General features: G+C 56.2%; 4 protein-coding genes and 1 pseudogene. All 5 read left to right on the top strand.

The features are described 5' to 3' along the window. The first annotated feature begins 286 nt into the window (after positions 1 to 286). Positions 287 to 1,162 (top strand): glycoside hydrolase family 65 protein, encoded by an 876-nt coding sequence (locus tag IV91_RS15700; RefSeq protein ID WP_200874343.1) that lies wholly within the window; start codon positions 287 to 289, stop codon positions 1,160 to 1,162. Positions 1,163 to 1,279: 117 nt separating this feature from the next. Next, the gene (exaC, locus tag IV91_RS0106960; protein WP_031597132.1) at positions 1,280 to 2,800 is read left to right on the top strand and encodes an acetaldehyde dehydrogenase ExaC; all 1,521 of its coding nucleotides are present in this window, start codon (positions 1,280 to 1,282) and stop codon (positions 2,798 to 2,800) included. Positions 2,801 to 2,972: 172 nt separating this feature from the next. Then, a complete protein-coding gene (locus tag IV91_RS0106955) occupies positions 2,973 to 3,938 on the top strand; it encodes a bifunctional enoyl-CoA hydratase/phosphate acetyltransferase (RefSeq protein WP_197456529.1) in 966 nt (321 codons plus the stop codon). Between the two features lie 20 nt (positions 3,939 to 3,958). Further along, positions 3,959 to 4,315: pseudogene (locus IV91_RS0106950) on the top strand (PEP-utilizing enzyme); the annotation flags it as partial. A 108-nt stretch (positions 4,316 to 4,423) separates the two neighbouring features. Beyond that, on the top strand, positions 4,424 to 4,627 hold a 204-nt coding region (tnpA, locus tag IV91_RS0106945), incomplete at its 3' end, for an IS200/IS605 family transposase (protein ID WP_031596300.1).

Below are 4,627 nucleotides of genomic sequence, written 5' to 3'. Positions count from 1 at the left end.
TGTGGAGAATTGGCGCAATCAGGCCGTTCCGTGAAGCAGGAACCCGCCGAAGCGACTACACAGGGGCTTGCCCTTGTGTAGCGCCGTAGGAATCTCCGGCATTCATGCCGGGGAGGATGTCAAACCTCGCGTGATCACGCCATTTCAGAGTGCGGACTGGAGGCGCGCAAGGCGATCGCGCGCGCGGGCGCTACGAGATTCGTGGCGTGATGGGCCCCGACGAGTTTCACGACGGCTATCCGGATGCAACAACGCCTGGCCTCAACAACACGCCTATACCAACATCATGGCCGTGTGGGTGCTGTGCCGGGCGCTGGAGGTGCTCGAGCTGCTGTCAGAGGTGCGTCGCGCCGAGCTCGCGGCGCGGCTGGGCCTGTCGGCGGAGGAGTTAGCGCGCTGGGATGACATCAGCCGAAAGATGTTCGTGCCGTTGCACGACGAGGGGATCATCAGCCAGTTCAAGGGCTACGAAACATTGCGCGAGCTAGACTGGGAAGGCTACCGGACCCGGTACGGAAATATTCAACGCCTTGATCTTATTCTCGAGGGGGAGAACGACAGCACCAACCAATACAAGCTATCGAAACAGCCCGACGTGCTGATGTTGTTCTACCTGTTTTCCGCCGATGCACTCGGCGAACTGTTCGAACGTCTGGGCTATGCGTTCGAATACGAGACCATTCCGCGCAACATCGCCTACTATGCCGACCGCTCGTCCAAAGGCTCGACGCTGTCTCAGGCGGTGTTGGGCTGGGTGCTGGCACGTTCCGACCGGCAGCGCGCAATGGATTTCTTCGTGCAATCACTGCAAAGCGACGTGAACGATGTCCAGCAGGGCACTACTGCGGAGGGCGTGCATCTCGGCGCGATGGCGGGGTCGATTGATTTAATGCAACGTGTGTCGACGGGTATTGAAGCCAGAGGCGATGTTCTGCACTTCGCTCCGGAATTGCCGCAGGAGTTGGAGCGCCTCGACCTGAGCATCCGCTACCGCGGGCATTCACTCGATTTGCGGCTCACGCGCGACGCGCTCAGGGTTCGTGGACGCGATGATGCGGCGCCGCCGATTTCCCTATGCGTTGAAGATAATATCTACGAATTTGTCAGCGGTACAACCCGCGTGTTTCGATTGAGCGGCGAGGCAAAGGGGAGGTTTAGGTGATAGTTTCGACGTTGGACCAATAGTTTTGACCTTCCAAGACATGTATGGTACGGTGATGATGCCTCCAAATAAAGAAATCGGCCTGCCGCGCCAGAAAACTTGCAGGAGAAGATCCCCATGATTTACGCCGCACCCGGTGCCGCAGGTGCCAAAGTCCAGTTCAAGGCCAAATACGACAACTTTATCGGTGGCAAGTGGGTCACCCCCGTCAAGGGCCAGTACTTTGACGTGATTACTCCGATCAACGGCAAGATCTACACTCAGGTCGCCCGCTCCGGCGCTGAAGACATCGAACTGGCACTTGACGCTGCACATTCCGCTGCGGACAAGTGGGGCAAGACCGCTCCGGCCACGCGTGCCCGCATTCTGTTGAAAATCGCCGACTGTATGGAAGCCAACCTTGAACTACTGGCCTACGCCGAGACGGTGGACAACGGTAAGCCCATCCGGGAGACACTGAATGCCGACATTCCGCTCGCCCTTGATCACTTCCGTTATTTCGCTGGCTGTGTTCGCGCCCAGGAAGGTACGTTGAGCGACATCGACGAAAACACGGTGGCCTATCACTATCATGAGCCGCTGGGTGTGGTTGGTCAGATCATTCCCTGGAATTTTCCGATTCTGATGGCCGCATGGAAATTGGCTCCCGCCCTTGGCGCAGGCAATTGTGTGGTGCTGAAGCCAGCTGAGTCGACGCCGATCAGCATCCTGATCCTGGCTGAATTGATTGCCGACATTGTGCCCCCCGGTGTTCTCAATATCGTCAACGGCTACGGCCGCGAAGCTGGCATGCCACTGGCCACCAGCAAGCGCATTGCCAAGATTGCCTTTACCGGTTCCACTTCTACCGGCCGCGTCATCGCCCAGGCTGCTGCCAACAACCTGATCCCTGCGACGCTGGAACTCGGCGGCAAGTCGCCCAATATTTTCTTCGCTGACGTGATGGACAAGGACGATAACTTCCTCGACAAGGCGATCGAAGGTTTGGTGCTGTTCGCCTTCAATCAGGGTGAGGTTTGCACCTGTCCGTCCCGCGCACTGATCCAGGAATCGATCTACGACAAGTTCATGGAGCGCTGCCTGGTCCGCGTCAAGAGCATCAAACAGGGTAATCCACTGGATACCGATACCATGATCGGTGCCCAGGCATCAAAGGAACAACTGACCAGAATTCTGACCTACCTTGACCTTGGCAAGCAGGAAGGTGCACAAGTGCTGACCGGTGGTGCGCAAGCCAGCGTTGGTGGCGACCTTGACGGCGGTTATTACGTCCAGCCAACCTTGTTCAAGGGACACAACAAGATGCGCATCTTCCAGGAAGAAATCTTTGGCCCAGTGCTGGCGGTGACGACCTTCAAGGACGAATCTGATGCCCTGGCGATGGCCAATGACACGCTCTACGGCCTCGGCGCCGGCGTCTGGAGCCGTAACGGAAACGTTGCCTACCGCATGGGTCGCGCCATCAAGGCTGGACGCGTATGGACCAACTGCTACCATGCCTACCCGGCCCATGCTGCCTTCGGAGGCTATAAGGAATCCGGCATCGGGCGTGAAACGCACAAGATCATGCTTGACCATTACCAGCAAACCAAGAACCTGCTGGTCAGTTACGCCGAGCGGAAACTGGGTTTCTTCTGATCTTTGAGTGGAATGATCGTGCTTGTCATGGATACGATGTAACTTTCGAGGGGGGGAATGCCAGTGATCAGAACTGAAAAATTCTTTACCATAGGCATTGCCACTCCGGCAGACCAGTTCGGGAGGGTACTTGCTGCAGTGGCCGCGCGTGCATCGAACCGGATGAAGTACCATGAATGAAACAGCACCCTTGTCGCCTCGCTTTGCCATGATTCTCGAGCGGGCACGCCATCATCCCCCTTTGCCGGTAGCAGTAGTGGATGCGCAGGAGGCGCATGTACTGGCCGGGGTGTTGGAAGCCAGCGATTATGGTTTGATCGAACCGGTGCTACTGGGCCCGCAGGCCCAGATCGAAGCCGTGTGCCGACGACTGGGTTGCCCCGTCGATCGTTTTCCAATCCTCAATAGGGCATCGGCTACAGAAGCGGCCGAAGCGGGCGTGCAGTTGGTGCTGGAAGGTAAGGCGGCAGCCCTGGTGAAGGGCTGGATACACACCGATGAGTTGATGCGCCCAGTGTTGCGTCAACTGCGCACGGCGCGGCGCGTCAGCCATGTCTTCGTGGCTGATTTGCCCAGTTACCACAAACTTCTATTCATCACAGACGCTGCCATCAATATAGTGCCGGATCTTGCTACCAAGGCGGCGATCCTGCAAAACGCCATCGACCTGGTGCGCATCCTGGGTGTGGACAGGCCGAAAGCAGCGGCGCTGTCGGCGGTAGAGTTGGTCAAACCGAGCATTCCCTCTTCTCTGGACGCCGCCTGTCTTAGCAAGATGGCCCAGCGCGGCCAGATTACCCATGCCGAGGTGGACGGTCCGCTGGCCTTCGACAACGCTATTTCGTGCGATGCAGCCAAGATCAAACAGATCAACAGCACGGTGGCCGGCGAGGCAGATATCTTGCTGGCACCAGACCTGGATGCCGGCAATATCCTTGCCAAAGGTATGGAATACCTCGCCGGAGCGACTCTGGCAGGTATCGTGATCGGTGCCAGAGTGCCGCTGATGCTTACTTCCCGTTCTGATCCGCCCGCCGCCCGCCTGATCTCCGCTGCCATTGCTGTGTTGTTGCACCAGCATTGGGACGGTGACGGCGTATCGGTCATGGCTATACCCACTCCAGGAGATGAACCATGACCATGATAAGAGCATCAAAACCGGATTGGGAACCTGTGATGAAAATCGCCGCCGCGATCGTGACGAGCCGGGGTGGCCGTACCTGTCATGCTGCCATTGTGTCACGGGAACTTGGCATTCCAGCCATCGTGGGAACCGAAAACACGAATGAGGTAATCAAAAACGGTCAGGCGATTACGATCAGTTGCGCCGAAGGTGAAACTGGAACGGTTTATGACGGCTTACTGGGTTTTGAGATTCAGCAAACTGATCTAAGCCAGTTGGGACACCCCAAAACCAAGATCATGATGAATTTGGGCAATCCGGATCAGGCATTCAGTTTTGCCTCTTTGCCTCTGGATGGCATCGGGCTGGCACGCATGGAATTCATTATCAACCCCACACCGCGAGAATCCCCTCGCTTTAGCCATGGGGAGGAAAGCGGGAAGTTGGTTTTGACTTAGATTTGTCTTGCATTATATATCTAGAATCTGTATAATTAGTACATGAGCGATTACACCATAAAATACAAGAGCAACCTGAACGTAGTTTACTCTTGCAAGTACCAGGTTATATGGTGTCCGAAGTATCGGCGTTCGGTTTTAGTGAAGGGCGTTGACGTTCGTCTGAAAGAAATTATACAAGACGTTGCTACTGAGTATAAATGTGAAATATTGGAACTTGAGGTTATGCCGGATCATGTACATTTA

The organism is Ferrovum myxofaciens (genome assembly GCF_000735045.1).
Lineage (GTDB): Bacteria > Pseudomonadota > Gammaproteobacteria > Burkholderiales > Ferrovaceae > Ferrovum > Ferrovum myxofaciens.
Note: the sequence above shows the minus strand (reverse complement) of the source record. Positions and strands in the feature narration are given on the sequence as shown.